Below are 18,983 nucleotides of genomic sequence, written 5' to 3'. Positions count from 1 at the left end.
ATGACCAACCCACGCCATAATATCCGCGAAGTCCGCGCGCCCCGTGGTCCGGAGCTCAATGCCAAGAGCTGGCTGACCGAAGCGCCGCTGCGCATGCTGATGAACAATCTCGATCCCGACGTTGCGGAGAACCCGAACGAGCTGGTCGTCTATGGCGGCATCGGCCGTGCCGCCCGCACGTGGGACGATTTCGACCGTATCGCCGCGACGCTGAAGACGCTCAACGAAGACGAGACGCTGCTGGTGCAGTCCGGCAAGCCGGTCGCCGTGTTCCGCACCCACAAGGATGCGCCGCGCGTGCTCATCGCCAACTCCAACCTGGTGCCGCATTGGGCGACCTGGGATCACTTCAACGAACTGGATAAGAAGGGCCTTGCCATGTACGGCCAGATGACGGCCGGCTCGTGGATCTACATCGGCACGCAGGGCATCGTGCAGGGCACCTATGAGACCTTCGTCGAAGCCGGTCGCCAGCACTATAATGGCAGCCTCAAGGGCAAGTGGATCCTGACCGGCGGTCTCGGCGGCATGGGCGGTGCACAGCCGCTGGCGGCCGTCATGGCCGGCGCATGCTGCCTGGCCGTCGAATCCGACGAAACCCGCATCGATTTCCGCCTGCGCACCCGCTATGTCGACGAGAAGGCAAAGACGCTGGATGAAGCACTTGCCCTGATCGACAAGTGGACGAAGGCCGGCGAAGCCAAGTCCGTCGGCCTGCTCGGCAACGCCGCCGAAATCTTCCCGGAACTCGTAAAGCGCATGAAGGCCGGCGGCCCGCGCCCGGATATCGTCACCGACCAGACCTCCGCTCACGACCCGCTGAACGGCTACCTGCCGGCCGGCTGGACCGTCGCTGAACACAGGGCCAAGCGCGAAAGCGATCCGAAAGCCGTCGAAGCTGCCGCCCGCGCCTCGATGAAGGTTCATGTCGAAGCCATGGTCGATTTCTGGAACGCCGGCGTGCCGACGCTCGATTACGGCAACAACATCCGCCAGGTCGCCAAGGACGAAGGTTTTGAAAATGCCTTCGCCTTCCCGGGTTTCGTCCCGGCCTATATCCGCCCGCTCTTCTGCCGCGGCATCGGTCCTTTCCGCTGGGCTGCCCTTTCGGGCGATCCGGAAGATATCTACAAGACCGATGCCAAGGTGAAGGAGTTGCTGCCCGACAACAAGCACCTGCACAACTGGCTCGACATGGCGCGCGAGCGCATCGCCTTCCAGGGCCTGCCGGCGCGCATTTGCTGGGTCGGCCTCGGCGATCGCCACCGCCTCGGTCTCGCCTTCAACGAAATGGTCAGGAATGGCGAGTTGAAGGCGCCTGTCGTCATCGGCCGTGACCATCTCGATAGCGGCTCGGTCGCTTCGCCGAATCGCGAGACGGAAGCGATGAAGGATGGCTCGGATGCCGTCTCCGACTGGCCGCTGCTCAACGCGCTGCTCAACACCGCATCGGGTGCTACCTGGGTATCGCTGCACCATGGCGGCGGCGTCGGCATGGGCTTTTCCCAGCACTCCGGCATGGTCATCTGCGCCGACGGCACGGATGACGCGGCCAAGCGCCTGGAGCGCGTTCTCTGGAACGACCCGGCAACCGGCGTCATGCGCCACGCCGATGCCGGCTACGACATCGCACTCGACTGGGCTAAACAGCAGGGCCTGCGCCTGCCCGCCATCCTGGGGAATTAAAGATGAAGCTGCTACGCGCCAGCGATCACAAGCGCATGCCTTGGAAAAACGGCGGCGGGGAAACGGTGGAGATCGCCGTTTCGCCCGAGGGCGTCGGGCTTGCCGACTTCGACTGGCGCGTCAGCATGGCAACCGTTGCGACGGACGGGCCGTTTTCGGTTTTTCCGGGTATCGATCGTACGCTATCTATCCTTGATGGCGAGGGCATGACCCTCTTCATCGAGGGGCGCGCGCCCGAGCGCTTGACGCAGGCGAGCGAGCCGCTACCCTTTGCTGCCGACGCGCCAACCTCGGCGACCTTGATCGATGGCACCATTACGGATCTCAATGTGATGACGCGGCGGGGGCGTTTCACGCATTCGGTGAAGCGCGTTTCGGTCGACGGAAATAGCAAAGTCGCCTTCGAGGCTGGGACGACCCTTGTCCTTTGCCATCACGAGAATGCGGAAATCGATGGGATGGCGCTTAGCGCAGGCGATTGCCTGCTTGTCTCGGTGGGTGACGTCGCAGAGCGGTCCATTTCAGGCAAGGCGCAGCTGTTCTGGATTACCATTAAGGCAATATAGCCGGCTATGAGATGTTCTTCGGCTTGACATGAACCCGTACCGATTATCCTATTTCTACCCAGCAAAGAGAGGATAGCCGGCATGAGCGACGACCAGATCCCCGCCGATAGCAAGCTCACGACTTCCAAGCGCCGCTGGGCGGCGGAGGGCAAGTTTCTGACGGGACGTATCAGCCGGCCGGAGACCGAGCGGTTGCCGCCGGGGCAGCATCTCGTCAAGAACTGGCCGGTGCTCGATCTCGGCGTGCAGCCGCAGATTTCATTGTCCAGTTGGCGGCTCGATGTGATCGGATTCGTGGAAAAGCGCCTCAGCCTCGATTGGGCAGCTTTCCAGGCGATCGGGCAAAGCACCCGTGTCAGCGACATTCACTGCGTCACGACCTGGTCGCGCTACGACAATCGCTGGGAAGGGGTTTCCACGCGCGATCTGCTTGATCTCGCCATGCCGACGGCGGAGGCGCAACATGTGCTGCTGACGAGCTATGACGGCTATACCACCAACCTGCCGCTTGCGGATTTCGCGGCCGAAGATGCCATTCTCGCTACTGCCTGGGAGGGGCAGCCGCTGACCGGCGAACATGGCGGGCCGATGCGCCTCGTCGTGCCGCATCTCTATTTCTGGAAGAGTGCCAAGTGGTTGAACCGCATCGAACTCATCGGCGCCGACCGGGCCGGCTTCTGGGAGAAGAACGGCTATCACATGTATGGCGATCCCTGGCGGGAGCAGCGCTACGCGGACGATTGACGCTCCCGGAGCGCTGCGGGTGAGGGGGCCTTGGATTGGCTGTCTCGAACCGTAGTTCTTATGTCACCGTGTCAATTTTTCGCGGCGCCAGCCGGGTTTGTGGCTTTGCAAGCCGCCATCATGGGCGTATTCAATGATCATATGATTGCTGCCGAAGCACCGGCTCCCTTGAACGCCATTCAGTGAAATTCATCTCATGACCGTTGCCCGGACTATAGAAGAGCCTTCCGAAGCAAGTTTCGGCCGGCAGTCCCGCATCATCGCCTTTGTCGTCGCCGTTTCCTTTTTCATGCAGTTTCTGGACGGGACGATCATCACCACCTCGTTGCCGCAGATGGCGGTAAGTTTCGGCGTCGAGCCGGTCTCGATGAGCATCGGCATCACGGTCTATCTGCTCACCATGGCGGCTTTCGTGCCGCTCGCCGGCTGGGCTGGCGATCGCTATGGCGCCCGGCGGGTGTTCCTGGCATCCATTGCCATCTTCACCATGGCGTCGCTGTTCTGCGGCCTCTCGGGCAATTTGACCGAGTTCATCATTGCCCGCGCCGTTCAGGGTATCGGCAGCGCGCTGATGACGCCCGTGGGACGCATCATCGTGCTGAAGAATGCTCGCAAATCCGATCTGGTGCATGCGATGTCGATGATCACCTGGCCGGCGCTGACCGCTCCGGTCATCGGTCCGGTGCTCGGCAGCTTCATCACCACCTATCTCAGCTGGCATTGGAACTTCCTGATCAATATCCCGATCGGCATCATCGGGCTCGGCCTCGTTCTGCGCTTCGTGCCGGATCAGCGGGAGGAAAAGGTCGCGCGGCTCGATTTTATCGGCTTTCTGCAATCGGCGGCGGGGCTGACCTTCCTGCTTGCCGGCCTCGAATTCGTGGTGCAGGGAACGACGGGGCTGGCGGCCAGCATTGCGTTGATCGCCGCAGGTGCGGTTTTTTCCATCATCGCCACCCGGCACTTCCTGAAGGTCGACGAGCCCCTGCTCGATCTTTCCGCCTTCAAGGTACAGACCTTCGCGATGTCGACGCTTTCGGCCGGAACGGCGAGCCGTGTGGCGATCAACGCGACGCCTTTCCTGATCCCGCTGCTCTTCCAGGTCGGCTTCGGCCGCTCGGCGATCGACGCGGGCTCCTATCTGCTGTTCTATTTCGCTGGCAATCTCGGCATGAAGGCGATCACCACGCAGATGTTGAGGATATTCGGTTTCCGCAACGTGCTCGTCGTCAACGGGCTGATCTCGTCCGCCAGCATTGCCGGATGCGCGCTTCTGTCTCCCTCGACACCAGACCCGTTGATATATTGCCTGCTATTCATCGCCGGCCTGTCGCGTTCGATGAACTTCACGGCGCTGAATACGCTGGGGTTTGCCGATATCCATGCCGCGCAGCGCAGCTCCGCTTCCACATTGTCGAGCATGCTGCAGCAGGTTTCGCTGCTGCTGGGCGTCGCCGTCGCTGCCGCCGTTCTCAATCTCTCGCGCACGATTCATGGTGGGGAAATGCTCTCGCTCATCGATTTTCGCTGGGCTTTCCTCATCATTGGCCTTATCGGTGGCATCTCCGCATTGCGTTTTATCAGCCTGCCGCACGATGCCGGCGCAGAGGTATCCCGCCACAAAGTGAAGACCTGATCAAAACCTTCAAATTCTTAATGATATTGACAGGCAAGCCGCTGTAAAATGGCCTGCCGGTTCCCATATGAAACTTGCGTCAACTCCTACAGGAGGCAGTCCCATGCTGCTCAGAACCCTCGCTATCTCCGCTCTCGTCGTCGGCGTATCCAGTGCCGCCATGGCCGAGCAGATGCACAAGCATCACCCCAAGCGCGTCAATGTCGAGGCGTTCCAGGCCGATGTCGGCAGCGTCGACCATTCGAAGGATGCAATCCTTCCGGACGGCACGATCAACACCGATCCGTCGGTGACCGGTCCGATTCGTGCCGGCGATTCCATTTCCCGCCTGCAGTGCGCCGCTGCCCCTAACTCCGTCGGCGCTCGCTCGAGCACCTATAGTGCAGGCTCCGCTTCGCTTTGCCCGTAATGGCGTAATGGCTCAAGCTGGCCTAAAGCGCGTCGCGATCTTTCAGATTCGCTTCTCACGCTTTAGGTCTTTGATTTTGCGCATGTCGTCGTCGCAAAACCGCTGCACACTTTTACGCGACATGCTCTAAGCCAGCTCGATATCCGTCTGCTTGAAGCGGTCGCTGTTCGACAATAGCGGCTGGCGATAATAGCGAGCGCAGGCATAGGTCATGCAATCGTCCAGGCTGAGGCGCGCCGGATGGCCGCCTCGGCCATAGCGCCCGTAAGCTTCGGTCGCGAGAACTGCGGCACGAGGCGGCACGGCGAGCAGCTGAATATTCATGAGCTGCAGAAACGTGCGGACAGCTTCGCCTGCCTCCGTCGGCGACAATCCCAAAGCATCAGAGACCCGGATCGCGGCATTTGCTACGACAAGCGGCGAGGTCATGCGTGCCGTTGCCGGCTGCATGCGGATGGCAAAGGCGCGTGCCTCTTCCTCGTCTGTCATCATTGCCGCCAAAACCGAAGCGTCGATGAACATCAGGGCTCTCCTGTCATGCCAGTGCCGGCGCCCTTGGCGGTGGCTTTCTGCTTGAGACTGCGGCAAAAAGCGACAGCGACATCGGCAAGGGCCGGCTTAGTCAGCTCCTCATCGAGCGCCTTCTGCAGGGCAAGCCGAACGGCTTCCGTCTTGGTAGTGGCCTTGGTCAACGCCTGATAGCGGCGCGCCAATCGGTCTATGGCGTCGTCCTTGATGTAAAGCGGCATGAGATATCCTTTGAATCTTTACGGATATCCTTAGAGCCTGTCTGGTTTGAGGGCAATCGCATCTGTTGCCTGCTTGTGTTCCGTGTGCATCGATATTTAGATGACGAACATCATCTAACATGCTAGCAATGACATCAACCTGTTTGCTTGACCGTGAGGAGATGTCATGCCCGCTATCGATCCCGTTGTCATCGTTTCCGCCACGCGCACGCCGCTCGGTCGTTTCCAGGGAGATCTTTCGCCCCTGCAGGCGCCCGAGCTCGGTGCGCATGTCATCCGTGCTGCGCTGGAGCGCGCGAGACTTTCTGTTGAGAGAGTGGATGAGGTTCTGTTCGGCTGCGTCCTGCCTGCGGGGCAAGGGCAGGCGCCGGCCCGGCAAGCTGCGCGCGGGGCTGGTCTCCCGGATGCCGTCGGCGCCACGACCATCAACAAGGTCTGCGGTTCGGGCATGAAGGCGACCATGCTGGCACATGACCTGCTTCTCGCCGGCTCGGCCTCCATCGCGGTCGCCGGCGGCATGGAATCCATGTCGAATGCGCCTTATCTGCTCGCCAAGGCGCGCGGCGGCTATCGCATGGGCCATGACCGCATCTTCGATCACATGATGCTCGACGGGCTGGAAGATGCCTATGAGCAGGGTCGCTCCATGGGCGATTTCGGCGAGATGGCGGTCGAGGCCTATCAGTTCAGCCGCGACGATCAGGATGCTTACGCGGTCGAAACCCTGTCGCGCGCCCGCAAGGCGCTCGAGACTGGCGCTTTCGAAGCGGAAATCACGCCGATCTCGGTGAGTGGCAAGGGTGGTCCGGTCACAATCGCCAAGGATGAGCATCCGCAAAAGGTTTCGCCTGAAAAGATCCCGACACTCAAGCCAGCCTTCCGCAAGGATGGCACGATTACGGCTGCCAGCGCCTCGGCCAATGCCGACGGTGCGGCAGCGTTGATCCTGACGCGCCGTTCGCTCGCCGAGCGCGAGGGCTTGCCGATCCTTGCCGAAATCAAGGCGCATGCGACGCATTCTCAGGAGCCTGCCTGGTATACGACCGCGCCGATCCCGGCGATCCGCAAGGTGCTTGACAAGAGCGGCTGGAAGATCGGCGATGTCGAGCTTTTCGAGATCAACGAGGCCTTCGCCGTCGTCGCCATGGCGGCCGCAAAGGAACTCGGCATTGCGCGCGACCGGCTCAACATCAACGGCGGCGCCTGCGCGCTCGGCCATCCCATCGGCGCTACTGGCGCGCGGCTGATCGTGACGCTACTGCATGCGCTGGAGCGCCAAGGTGCAAGGAAGGGCGTCGCGGCCCTTTGCATCGGGGGCGGCGAGGCTACGGCGATTGCGGTAGAGAAGGTCGGCTGACTGGAGCGATAGAGGGGCTGGCCAGGCACGCCTATTGATGTCGCACCTGCCGGCGTGGCCCCTCATCCTAGCCTTCTCCCGTGGGAGAGAAGGGCAATCCCTCTATTTCGCCAACCGTAGCCTCAGCGCATTGCCGATCACCGAGACTGACGACAGGCTCATTGCGGCGGCCGCAATCATCGGCGACAGCAGCAGGCCGAACACAGGATAGAGCACGCCGGCCGCCAGCGGCACGCCGAGCGCATTGTAGCCGAAGGCGAAGGCAAGGTTTTGCTTGATGTTGCGGATCGTCGCTTCCGAGAGATGGCGGGCGCGGACGATGCCGTTGAGATCGCCCTTTACCAGCGTGATCCCGGCGCTTTCCATGGCGACATCGGCGCCCGTGCCCATGGCAATGCCGACATCGGCAGAGGCAAGTGCCGGAGCATCGTTGACGCCGTCGCCCGCCATGGCAACGATGCGGCCTTTGGCCCGCAGCTCGTCGATCAGCGCTTTCTTGCCTTCCGGCAGCATGTCCGCGCGCACCTCGTCGATCCCAAGCTGCTTCGCAACGGCAGCGGCGGTCTTGCCGTTGTCGCCGGTCGCCATGACGATCGTCAGGCCGCTGTCATGCAGCGCCTTGATGGCGGCTGCCGTGGTCGGTTTGATCCGGTCGGCGACAGCGACGAGGCCGGCCAGCTTCCTGTCGATGGCGACGAACATGACGGTCTTGCCCTCACTGCGCAGGCGTTCCGTCTCTGCTTTCAAGACATCGGTCGAAACGCTGAGATCGGACATCATCGCGGCATTGCCGAGCGCAATCGCGGTTTCGCCGGCGCGGCCCTCCACGCCCTTGCCGGTCACCGCAGAGAAGCCGGAGATATCAACGAAGCGCGCACCGCGTTCCTCGGCGCCGGCAACGATGGCTTCGGCGAGCGGGTGTTCGGAGCCGCGCTCCAGGCTGGCGGCGAGCGAGAGGAGGCGTGCCTCATCTATGTCCGCCGCGGTGATGATGTCGGTCAGGTTCGGTTTACCTTCCGTCAGCGTGCCGGTTTTGTCGACGATCAATGTGTCCACCTTGGCAAAGCGTTCCAGCGCCTCGGCGTCGCGTACCAACACGCCCTCCTGCGCGCCGCGGCCGGTGGCGATCATGATGGACATGGGCGTTGCCAGGCCAAGCGCGCAGGGGCAGGCGATGATGAGCACCGCGACGGCGGCGAGCAGCGCATGCGCCAGCCGCGGCTCCGGCCCAACGAAGGCCCATACGGCAAAGGCGATGATGGCGGCCGCGACGACGGCGGGCACGAAGACGGCAGAGACGCGGTCGACCATCGTCTGGATCGGTGCGCGCGAGCGCTGCGCCTTGGCGACAAGCTCGACGATGCGCGAGAGCGTGGTTTCGGCGCCGACTTTCTCGGCCTGCATGATGAGTGCGCCGTTCTTGTTGATCGTGCCGCCGGTTAAGGCGTCACCCTTGGCCTTTTCGACCGGCAGGGGCTCGCCCGTAATCATCGATTCATCGATGGTCGATTGTCCCTCGACAACGGAGCCATCCACGGGGACGCGCTCGCCGGGGCGCACCCGCAGCTGATCGCCGGCCTGGATCTCGTCGACGGGCACATCGGTTTCGCTACCATTGGCGCCGATGCGTCGTGCCGTTTTCGGCGCGAGATCGAGAAGGGCGCGAATGGCCGAGCCGGTGCGTTCGCGGGCTTTCAATTCCAGTACCTGGCCGACGAAGACCAAGGCGACGATCACGGACGCTGCTTCGAAATAGACGGGCACGCTCTCGCCATGCCCTCGGAAGCTCATCGGAAACAGGCCGGGGGCAAGCGTCGCAATCACGCTGTAAAGATAGGCGGTGCCGACGCCGAGACCGATCAGCGTCCACATATTGGGGCTGCGGTTGACGAGCGAGTTCCAGGCGCGGCGGAAGAAGGGAAGAGCCGCCCAAAGCACGACCGGCGTTGCAAGAACAAGCTCGACCCAGGTGGCGATCGGCTCGCCGATCCAGTCGTGAATGGGAAGGCCGATCATCGGCCCCATGCTGATGGCAAGCAGCGGCAGCGACAGGACGGCGCTGATCCAGAGCCGGCGCGTGAAATCAACAAGCTCGGGGTTCGGGCCTTCATCGGCGGCCGGGACACCCGTCGGCTCCAGCGCCATGCCGCATTTCGGGCAGTCGCCAGGATGGTCGCTGATCACCTCGGGATGCATCGGGCAGGTATAGAGCGTGCCCTTCGGCATCGGCTTTGGCGCCGGCCTGTTGCCATCGAGATAAGACAATGGGTCCGCTTCGAACTTCGCCTTGCAGCCGGCCGAGCAGAAATAGAATTTCTCGCCCTCGTGCTTCGTGAAATGGCGGGCAGTGGCGCGATCGACCGTCATGCCGCAGACGGGATCCTTGACCGTGAGGTAGTTTTCCGGCGCAGCCTCGAATTTTGTACGGCAGCCATTGCTGCAAAAGTGGAAAGTGCGGCCGCGATATTGCAGCGACGGCTTGCCGGCATCGGGGTCGACGGTCATGCCGCAGACGGGATCGCGGATCACTTCATCCTGCGTGTGGGTGTCATGGTGATCGTGACCATGATGGCTGTGATCGTGCTCGTCATGCGGTGCCATGTCATACTCCTTTGCCCGAAGGGGCTTCGGACAGGTCTATGGACCTTCCCATCGCTGGAAGGTCAAGCCAGAAAATAGTGATTGCCATCCACAGTTCACAGAGCCGCCTTCCTATCTCGCTGCGGATGGCGATGATAAGTTCCGTAAGATCGATGCAATGATGTGATTCCAATGCGATATGATCCGACCACGCTGCCGCTTGCCGCGCTTCTGCCTGCCGTCGTCAAGGCGGAAGATATGCTGGCCCGTCTGGATGAGCGCGTGCTGAGGCATGCGGTAGCGAATGGCTTTCGCGAGCGTGGGCACTTTTTCGATGCTGCCGGTGCGCTCTGGGTGGGAGGCGAACTCGTGCATGTCGAGGATCTCGTCCTGCACGATGCGCGCATGGATACGCGCACCCCGACTCATGAATTGACCATTGCCCATTCGGTGCTGCGCAGCCGTCGCCGTCTATGGGCCGCCGATCCGTCCTGGGGCCTGGAGCCGGCTGGCCTTGCCGTGCTGCGCGGTGAGGTCGGCGAGACCAACGAGGGTAGCACGCCGCGTTCGACCTCTGCCCGGTCCATCGAGCCTGACGAGCCGGAGGAGGGGGAGGATGATTTCGGCGTCGATTTCGCCGAGATCGACGCGATCCTCGCCCGATCCGACAAGATCCTGAATGGCGGCGTTCCGGAACCCAGGCAGCCGATTATCGATGCCCAGGATCCCCTGGCACTCATCCGAGACGAAGATTGGGATGAGGATGAGCGGCTGGACAGCTGGCGCGCCGTCATGCGCGAGGCGGATCTGCTGCCGGCTACCCTGGGTGCCGCGGTGCTTTTCGATGCCTGGGAAAGGATCGAGCCGCTGCGGCGGCAGCATTGGCTCGGCGGCTTGCTGGCCAGCGCTTATCTGCGCAGCCGGGGCAAGGTGACATCGCACCTCTTCTGCCTGAATGTCGGCCTGAAGGCCGTTCGCCATGACCGCCGGCGAGCGCCGGACCGCACCACGCGGCTGACGGCGTTTCTGGAGGCCATGGCACTTTCGGCCGATTCAGGCCTCAAGGAGCTTGATCGGCTTTCGCTTGCCAAGCTGCAGATGGAAGTGCGGCTCAAGGACAGGCGGTCCAACAGCAGTCTGCCTGAGGTCATCGACATCGTGCTATCGCGGCCGATCGTCTCGGCAAAAATGATTGCGCGCCATGTCGGCATTACCTCAAGGGGCGCGCTCAATCTCGTGACCGAACTCGGCCTGCGCGAAATGACCGGGCGCGGGCGCTATCGAGGCTGGGGCGTACTTTGATGTGCTGCAACGGCTGGTGTGGGTAGCGCCGCCGTCCCTTGCAACCACAACCCTGGTTTTCGTCCAATGTTACAGTTTGTTACGCTAAGTGGCGCTAAAATGGACAAAATTTAATGCCCATACCAAATTCCTAAGCGGCACGATGCAAGCTAAGGTCGCGCCATGAATAGCGGGAGATCGTCGATCACCCCGGGATTTGAAGAGGTGGGTGAATGGCTCGGACGTTTCGGGTCGTCGTTTGGTTGGCAGTGATCGGCGCCGTCGGGTATGGCGCCTATGTGACCCGCGATCGTTGGCTTGGGCCCGCGGAGAAGCTGCTTGGCTACCAAAATGCCGCAGCACCGGGAGAGCAAGCCCAGGACGGACGCCGTGGTGGCCAAAGGCAGGGTGGCAGCGGTGGCGGACGGCGCAGCATGTCGCAGTTCAATGGACCGGTTCCGGTGCTCGCCGCGGATGCGACGACGGCCGATGTCCCTGTCTACATCAACGGCGTAGGCTCGGTGAAGGCCCTGAATACCGTGACGGTGCGCGCGCAGGTCAGCGGACGAATCGTCGAAATCAATTTCGTCGAGGGCCAGGACATCAAGAAGGGCGATATCATCGCCCGTATCGACGATTCCGTCTATAAGGCGCAGCTCGACCAGGCGATCGCCAAGAAGGCGCAGGACGAAGCTTTGCTTGCAGGCGCCCAGCGCGATCTCGCCCGCTATCAGATGATGGTGAAGAGCGCGTCCGGCACGCAGCAGCAGGTCGACACGCAGACCTCGTTGGTGGCGCAATATACCGCGCAGGTCCAGGTGGATGTGGCGGCGATCGAAAGTGCGCAGGCGACGCTCGATTATACGACGATCAGGGCGGCCTTCGATGGGCGCACCGGCATCCGTAACGTCGATATCGGCAATCTCGTCAGCTCCGGCGATACGACCGGTATCGTCACGCTTTCGCAGATCAAGCCGATCTCCGTGCTGTTTTCCATTCCGCAGCAGCAGCTTGCCCGCGTTAACGCGGCAAGCGCGGCCGGAACGCTTTCCGTCCAGGCTTTGGGCAACGACGGCGAGACGGTGGTCGACAATGGTTCGCTTGGTGTGGTCGACAATCAGGTTGACCCCACCACTGGCACTGTCAGGCTGAAGGCGAATTTCCCGAACGACAAGCTGGCGCTCTGGCCCGGCGCCTTCGTCAATGCCCGATTGCTTGTGGAGACGCTGAAGGGCGTCACCGTCATCCCGAGCGGCGCCGTCCAGCGCGGGCCGAACGGCACCTTTGTCTATATCATCAGCCAGGATCAGACCGTCGCGATGAAGCCGGTGAAGGTGCGCCAGCAGGACGATACGCTTGCCGTCATCGCCGATGGCGTGGCGCCCGGCGACAAGGTGGTGACGACAGGTTTCGCCCGGCTGCAGAATGGGTCGAAAGTGCAGATTTCGGCCAATCCGGCTCAGGCGTCCCCGGATACTCCGACGTCCGACAATAGCGGGCAGCCGGTCGCGGAGAACGATTCGCAGAACGGCGGTGCCGGCACAGCGAATGCGAGCGAGCGCCCGCATCGTCGGCACAACGGCCAAGGTGGAACCGGTGGCCAGGGCGGGCAGGGCAGTGCCGGCGGGCATAATGGCCATCGCGGCCAGGATGGTCAGCCTGGCGCCGGCGGCGAGCAGGGTGCGGATGCGGGCAGCGGCTCGGCTTCCAACAATTCCTCCGCTACGCCGACGCAGCAACAATGAACGTCTCGTCGCTCTTCATCTCCCGGCCGATCGCCACCTCGCTTCTCGGGGTGGCGGTGCTGTTGGGCGGCATTCTCGGCTTTCTCTTCCTGCCGGTCGCGCCGCTGCCACAGGTGGATTTTCCGACGATCCAGGTGACGACGCAGCTTCCGGGTGCCGATCCCGATACGATGGCGGCGCTGGTGACGGCACCTCTGGAGCGGCCACTCGGTCAGATTCCGTCGCTGGCGTCGATGACCTCATCGAGCGCCTTCGGCATCAGCCAGATTACCCTCCAGTTCGATCTCGGCCGCGATATCGATGGCGCTGCACAGGACGTTCAGGCAGCAATCAACGCTGCCGGATCGACCTTGCCGCGCACGCTTCCCTATCCGCCGACCTACTCGAAGGTGAACCCGGCCGATACGCCGATCGTGACGCTGGCGCTGCGCTCCAACAGCTATTCGATCCGCGAACTCAGCGACTTTGCCGATACCATGATGGCGCAGCGCCTGAGCGAAGTCTCCGGTGTTGGCGACGTCGTTATCCAAGGCGGCGTCAAACCCGCCATCCGCATCCAGGTGGACCTGCCGCGTCTCGCTTCCTATGGTCTCGCCCTTGAGGACATCCGCACCGCCATCACCAATGCCAGCGTTGCGGGCGCGAAGGGTTCGCTCGACGGCACGCAACAGAGCTTCACGCTTGCCGCCAACGACCAGATCGTCGATCCGAACGTCTATAAATCGGTCATCGTCGCCTACCGCAACAACGCGCCGGTGCAATTGAAAGACGTCGCAACCGTCGTCGAGGGGCTGGAGAATAATCGTGTCGGCGCCTGGTATCAGGGCCAGCCCGCCGTCATTCTCGATATCATGCGCCAGCCGGGCGCCAACGTCATCCAGACGGTCGAGAACGTCCTGAAGCAGATCCCGAAGCTGAAGCAGGCGATGCCGGCCGGTATTTCGCTTGATATCGTCAATGACCGCACCGAGACGATCCGCGCCTCGATCCATGACGTGCAGTGGACGCTGGTCATCAGCATCGGCCTCGTCATCCTGGTCGTCCTGCTTTTCCTGCGGACGATGACGGCGACCTTTATTGCCGGCGTCGCCCTGCCGCTGTCGCTGATCGCAACCTTCGGGGTGATGTGGTTCGCCGGCTTCAGCCTCGACAATCTCTCGCTCATGGCGCTCACCATAGGCACCGGCTTCGTCGTCGACGACGCCATCGTGATGATCGAGAATATTGCCCGCCATATCGAAGAGGGCGAAAACCCGATGCAGGCGGCGCTGAAGGGCGCCGGCGAAATCGGCTTCACGATCATTTCGCTCACCGTCTCGCTGGTCGCCGTCTTCATTCCGCTGCTGTTCATGACCGGCATTGTCGGCCGTATGTTCCGGGAATTCGCACTGACGCTCACCATTGCCGTCGTCGTGTCGGCCGTCGTCTCGCTGACGCTCACGCCGATGATGTGCGCGCGTATCCTGCGCAAGCCGAAAGAGCATCAGGGCGGCTTTCTGGCCGGGGCCGACCGTTTCACCGACTGGATGGTCGAGGGCTATCGGCGCAGCCTTGTCTGGGCCGTGGATCGCAGCCGTCTCATGCTGCTGGTGACGGTGGTGACGCTGGCTGCGACGATCGCCCTTTATGTCGTCATTCCCAAGGGCTTCCTGCCGGCGCAGGACACGGGCCTCATCACCGCCGTCATCGAAGCCGAGCCGACGACCTCCTTCGAAACCATGAAGCAGATCCAGGCTGATGTGACCGACCGGCTGCGCAAGGATCCGGATGTCACCAACGTCGTTGCCGTCATCGGTGCGAGTGCCAGCAATCTGACGCTGAATACCGGCAATCTCAGTCTCGTGCTGAAGCCGCGGAGTGAGCGTAATGCGTCCGCCGATCAGATCATCGACAGGATGCGCGGCGAGGTGACGGGCTTACCCGGCATCCACGTCACCTTCCAGAGCGTGCGCGACATCTCGATCAGCACCAGGGCCAGCCGCGCGCCCTATCAATATACGCTAACGGGCACGGACACGAACACGGTGGTCGATTGGTCACAGAAGCTCGCCCAGCGCCTTCAGGAAAGCCCGAAGCTCATCGATGTCTCTTCCGAGGTCGAGATGGGCGGCGGGCGCATCTTCGTCGACGTCAATCGCGAGACCGCCTCGCGGCTCGGCGTGTCCATGCAGGCCGTCAGCGATACTTTGAATGATGCCTTCGGCCAGCGGCAGATCGCGACGATCTATGGCCAGGCTAACCAGTATCGCGTCATCCTGGAGGCTGCGCCGCAATATCAGTCCGACCCGAAATCGCTCGACAAGCTTTATGTCGCCGGTGCCAGCGATACCCAGGTGCCGCTCAATGCCTTCACGACGGCGAGTTTCACGACCGCGCCGCTGGTCATCAGCCATGACGAGCAGTTTCCGGCCGTGACGCTCAGCTTCGACCTCGCCAAGGGCGCGTCGCTCAGCGATGCCGTCGCCGAGATCAAGGCGGCGGAACGGGATATCGAGATGCCCGACAATATCCAGCGCAAATATTCCGGCGATGCCGAGGAATTTGCCTCGTCGCTGGCGGGCGAGCCCTGGCTGATCCTCGCGGCAATCGTGACGATCTACATCGTGCTCGGCCTGCTCTATGAAAGCGCCGTGCATCCGGTGACGATTCTTTCGACGCTGCCTTCGGCTGGCGTCGGCGCGCTGCTGGCGCTGATGCTGTTCGGGCAGGATCTCTCGATCATCGCGTTGATCGGCATCGTGCTCCTGATGGGTATCGTCAAGAAGAATGCGATCATGATGATCGACTTTGCGCTGGAGGCGGAGCGCAAGGAAGGCCTGGAGCCGCGCGAGGCCATTCTGAAAGCCTCTATCCTGCGTTTCCGGCCGATCATGATGACGACGCTCGCGGCACTCTTCGGCGCCTTGCCCCTGGCGCTGGCGCAGGGCACGGGCGCAGAGTTGCGCATTCCGCTCGGTATCACCATTATCGGTGGTCTCGTGCTTTCGCAGCTCCTGACGCTCTATACGACGCCGGTGATCTATCTCGCCTTCGAGCGGCTGCGCGCCAAGGTCGTCGGCCGCACCAGCGGCACGCCGAGCGCCGAGATGAATGAATTGGCGGGTGGCGAGAGATGAACATCTCCGAGCCGTTTATCAAACGCCCTGTCGGGACGACGCTTCTGGCGATCGGGCTGGTGATCCTCGGCATCGTTGCCTATCGCTTCCTGCCGGTTGCAAGCCTGCCGACGGTGGATTTGCCGACCATTGTCGTTTCTTCAAGCCGTCCTGGGGCCGATCCGGCCAGTATGGCGGCGAGCGTGGCCGCTCCGTTGGAGCGTCATCTTGGGACCATTGCCGGCGTCACTCAAATGACGTCCGTCAGCACGCTCGGATCGAGCACGATCATCATCCAGTTCGACCTGTCGCGCAGCGTCGACGGTGCCGCGCAGGATGTGCAGGCGGCATTGAACGCGGCTGCGACGGACTTGCCCGGCGATCTGCCCACTCTCCCGTCCTTCCGCAAGATCAACCCGGCTGCGGCCCCCGTTCTCATCCTGGCGCTGACCTCGGACAATGTCTCTCCGAGCGCCATCTATGATGCGGCCGATACCGTGGTAGTGCAGCGCATTTCGCAGGTGGACGGCGTCGGCGGTGTGACCGTGAGCGGAGCAGACCAGCCCGCCATCCGCGTCCGGCTGGATCCGGACCGGCTTTCGGCCATGGGCCTCTCGCTCGATGCGGTCCGTACAGCGATCGTCAATGCCAATGTGCTCGGCCCCTTCGGCTCGATCGACGGTGCGGGCGGCGCTTTCTCAGTCGCCGTCAACAGCCAGTTGAAGACGCCGGAAGCGTTCGGGCGGATTGTGGTGCGCAGCGGCGACGGCACGGCGGTTCGCCTCTCGGATATCGCCACTGTCGAGCCGGGTGTGCGCAATAGCCGCTCGGATGCCTGGTACGACGGCAAGCCGGCCGTGCTGCTCAACATCACCAAGCAGGCGGATGCGAACGTCATCGCCACCGTCGATGGCGTCAAGCAGCTGATCCCCGAGCTACAGCGGCTCATTCCTGCCGGGGTGAATGTTTCCATCCTGTCCGACCGCACCACCACGATTCATGCAAGCGTCACCGATATGCAATGGACGCTGCTTGCCACTATCTGCCTGGTCATGGCCGTTGTCTTCGTCTTCCTGCGACGAGCAACGCCGACCTTTGCCGCGGGTGTGACGGTGCCCCTGTCGCTTGCCGGCACTTTTGCCGCGATGTGGCTTTTCGGACTGTCGATCGACAATCTCTCCCTCATGGCGCTTGCCGTCTCCGTCGGCTTTGTCGTCGACGATGCCATCGTCATGATCGAGAACATTTATGCCAATCTAGAAGCCGGCATGAAGCCGATGCGGGCGGCGCTCGAAGGCGCCAAGCAGATCGGCTTTACCGTCATTTCCATCAGCCTGTCGCTGCTTGCCGCCTTCATCCCGCTGTTCTTTATGGGCGGTATCGTCGGCCGGTTCTTCCAGACCTTCTCGCTGACGCTCGGCTTCACTATCGTCGTTTCGACACTGGTATCCCTCACGCTGACGCCGATGATCTGCGGCCATCGACTGCGTCAGCACGATATCGATGCCCGGCCCGGCCCGTTTGGCCGTATCGTCGAAGGCACGCTTAGCGCCGTTACGGGCTTTTACGGCCGCACGCTGCGGGCGGTGCTGCATCACCGCCTCCTTTCGGTCGTCGTCATCATCGCCTGCGTGGTCATGACGGGCTATCTCTACGTCAAGGTTCCAAAAGGTTTCATTCCGCAGGACGACACCGGCTTTATCCAGGGCGGGACGCAGGCCGCGACCGATATCTCCTATCCGGCCATGGTAAAGCTCCAGCAGCTGGCGGCGGATATGGTTGCCAAGGACCCGGCGGTGTCGGGTGTCGGCTCTTCCGTCGGCGGGGGTGGCTTTTCCAGCTCCGTCAATCGTGGCCAGCTTTTCATCTCGCTGAAACCGGAATCGGAGCGTGCGCCGACCGCCGATGTCATAGACCGGCTCCGCAAGCAGCTGATGGCGGTTCCCGGCCTCAGCACATTCCTGTTTTCGCCGGGCGATATCCGCGCCGGCGCGCGCCAGTCGCAATCACAATATCAATTCACGATCTGGGGTGCGAATTACGACGAGCTGGTGGAATGGTCGCCTAAGGTTTTGGAACGTCTGCAGGCTCTTCCAGGATTGACCGATGTTGCCACCGACAGGCAGCCCAACGGCCTGCAGGCGACCGTCAATATCGATCGCACCCTCGCGTCCCAGCTCGGCGTCAACATCCAATCCATCGATTCCGCGCTCAACAATGCTTTCGCGCAACGGCAGATCTCGACGATCTATACGCAGCGCAACCAATATCGTGTCGTATTGGAGGCGAATCCCGACTATGCGCTCGATCCCCACGATATTTCCAAGCTCTACGTGCCCGCCGCCGGCGGCACGCAGGTGCCGTTGAGCGCGGTGGCGTCGATCGACCGGACGCTCGCGCCGCTGGTGGTCAATCACCAGGGTCAATATCCCGCCGTGACGATTTCCTACAATCTGGCGCTCAACACGCCGCTGCAGGTGGCGAACGACGCCATTCAGAAGGCGGTGCTCGACATGCATCTGCCCGATACGCTGCATGCGGATTTCGCCGGCGATGCCGCGAGCATCACCCAGTCGTCCGGCAGCCAGCCGCTCCTGCTCCTGGCAGCATTGCTGACGGTCTATATCGTTCTCGGCATTCTCTATGAAAGCCTGGCACATCCGCTGACGATCATCTCGACGCTGCCTTCGGCCGGTCTCGGCGCGCTGCTGGCGCTCGCCGTCAGCGGCACGGAGCTGACGATCATCGCCTTCATCGGCATCATTCTCTTGATCGGCATCGTCAAGAAGAACGGCATCATGATGGTGGATTTCGCCCTGCAGGGCGAGCGCACGCTCGGCCTGTCTTCAGAGGAAGCCATCTATCAGGCTTGCCTCAAGCGTTTCCGCCCCATCCTGATGACGACGCTCGCCGCGCTGATGGGCGCCATCCCGTTGATCATTGCAACAGGGCCCGGTGCGGAGCTGCGCCGGCCGCTTGGGATTACCATCGTCGGCGGCCTCGTCGTGTCGCAGGTGCTGACGCTCTATACCACGCCGATCATCTACCTGATGCTTGCCAAGCTGCACGCAAAATGGTCGCCGAAACCGCAGACTGCAGCCTCGGAACCGCCAATATCTCCGCTATCAATTTGAG

At 62.4% G+C, this 18,983-nt stretch carries 13 protein-coding genes; 10 read left to right on the top strand and 3 right to left on the bottom strand.

The window, feature by feature from the left end; genetic code table 11:
* The 5 genes from hutU (at window position 1) to FHT73_RS15045 (ending at window position 5,041) form a co-directional block, all read left to right on the top strand.
* On the top strand, window positions 1-1,686 hold the full coding sequence (gene hutU / locus FHT73_RS15065; RefSeq protein WP_183712610.1) for a urocanate hydratase: 1,686 nt from the start codon (window positions 1-3) through the stop codon (window positions 1,684-1,686).
* 2 nt (window positions 1,687-1,688) lie between these two features.
* Entirely contained in the window at window positions 1,689-2,252 is a 564-nt protein-coding gene (locus FHT73_RS15060) for a HutD family protein (RefSeq protein ID WP_183712607.1), read from the top strand.
* A gap of 81 nt (window positions 2,253-2,333) precedes the next feature.
* Entirely contained in the window at window positions 2,334-2,996 is a 663-nt protein-coding gene (locus FHT73_RS15055; protein WP_183712604.1) for a sulfite oxidase-like oxidoreductase, read from the top strand.
* A 196-nt stretch (window positions 2,997-3,192) separates the two neighbouring features.
* On the top strand, window positions 3,193-4,632 hold the full coding sequence (locus tag FHT73_RS15050; protein WP_183712601.1) for an MFS transporter: 1,440 nt from the start codon (window positions 3,193-3,195) through the stop codon (window positions 4,630-4,632).
* A 103-nt stretch (window positions 4,633-4,735) separates the two neighbouring features.
* Window positions 4,736-5,041: a hypothetical protein gene (locus FHT73_RS15045; protein WP_183712598.1), complete on the top strand. Its 306-nt coding sequence runs from the start codon at window positions 4,736-4,738 to the stop codon at window positions 5,039-5,041.
* A gap of 126 nt (window positions 5,042-5,167) precedes the next feature.
* Here FHT73_RS15045 and FHT73_RS15040 read toward each other — a convergent pair whose 3' ends face one another.
* Window positions 5,168-5,563 (bottom strand): type II toxin-antitoxin system VapC family toxin, encoded by a 396-nt coding sequence (locus FHT73_RS15040; protein WP_183712595.1) that lies wholly within the window; start codon window positions 5,561-5,563, stop codon window positions 5,168-5,170.
* Complete coding sequence (locus FHT73_RS15035; RefSeq protein ID WP_183712592.1) at window positions 5,563-5,790, bottom strand: type II toxin-antitoxin system VapB family antitoxin; 228 nt, start codon at window positions 5,788-5,790, stop codon at window positions 5,563-5,565. The genes FHT73_RS15040 and FHT73_RS15035 overlap by 1 nt, the downstream gene beginning before the upstream one ends.
* Before the next feature lie 166 nt (window positions 5,791-5,956).
* Between FHT73_RS15035 and FHT73_RS15030 the strand changes: the two genes are divergently transcribed.
* The gene (locus FHT73_RS15030; RefSeq protein WP_183712589.1) at window positions 5,957-7,147 is read left to right on the top strand and encodes an acetyl-CoA C-acyltransferase; all 1,191 of its coding nucleotides are present in this window, start codon (window positions 5,957-5,959) and stop codon (window positions 7,145-7,147) included.
* A gap of 102 nt (window positions 7,148-7,249) precedes the next feature.
* Here the strand turns inward: FHT73_RS15030 and FHT73_RS15025 are convergent, their stop codons facing one another.
* Window positions 7,250-9,748 (bottom strand): heavy metal translocating P-type ATPase, encoded by a 2,499-nt coding sequence (locus FHT73_RS15025; protein ID WP_183712586.1) that lies wholly within the window; start codon window positions 9,746-9,748, stop codon window positions 7,250-7,252.
* 171 nt (window positions 9,749-9,919) lie between these two features.
* On the opposite strand from FHT73_RS15025, the gene FHT73_RS15020 reads away from it, so the two are divergent.
* The 4 genes from FHT73_RS15020 (at window position 9,920) to FHT73_RS15005 (ending at window position 18,982) form a co-directional block, all read left to right on the top strand.
* On the top strand, window positions 9,920-11,029 hold the full coding sequence (locus FHT73_RS15020; protein ID WP_112606642.1) for an RHE_PE00001 family protein: 1,110 nt from the start codon (window positions 9,920-9,922) through the stop codon (window positions 11,027-11,029).
* A gap of 212 nt (window positions 11,030-11,241) precedes the next feature.
* Entirely contained in the window at window positions 11,242-12,753 is a 1,512-nt protein-coding gene (locus tag FHT73_RS15015) for an efflux RND transporter periplasmic adaptor subunit (protein ID WP_183712583.1), read from the top strand.
* Window positions 12,750-15,869, top strand: a complete 3,120-nt coding sequence (locus FHT73_RS15010; RefSeq protein ID WP_183712580.1) for a multidrug efflux RND transporter permease subunit — start codon at window positions 12,750-12,752, stop codon at window positions 15,867-15,869. The genes FHT73_RS15015 and FHT73_RS15010 overlap by 4 nt, the downstream gene beginning before the upstream one ends.
* Window positions 15,866-18,982: an efflux RND transporter permease subunit gene (locus tag FHT73_RS15005; RefSeq protein WP_183712577.1), complete on the top strand. Its 3,117-nt coding sequence runs from the start codon at window positions 15,866-15,868 to the stop codon at window positions 18,980-18,982. Before FHT73_RS15010 ends, FHT73_RS15005 begins: the two co-directional genes overlap by 4 nt.
* Window position 18,983: the final 1 nt, after the last annotated feature.

Source organism: Rhizobium sp. BK098 (genome assembly GCF_014193155.1).
GTDB lineage: Bacteria > Pseudomonadota > Alphaproteobacteria > Rhizobiales > Rhizobiaceae > Rhizobium.
This window is presented reverse-complemented; position numbering and strand designations above follow the sequence as displayed.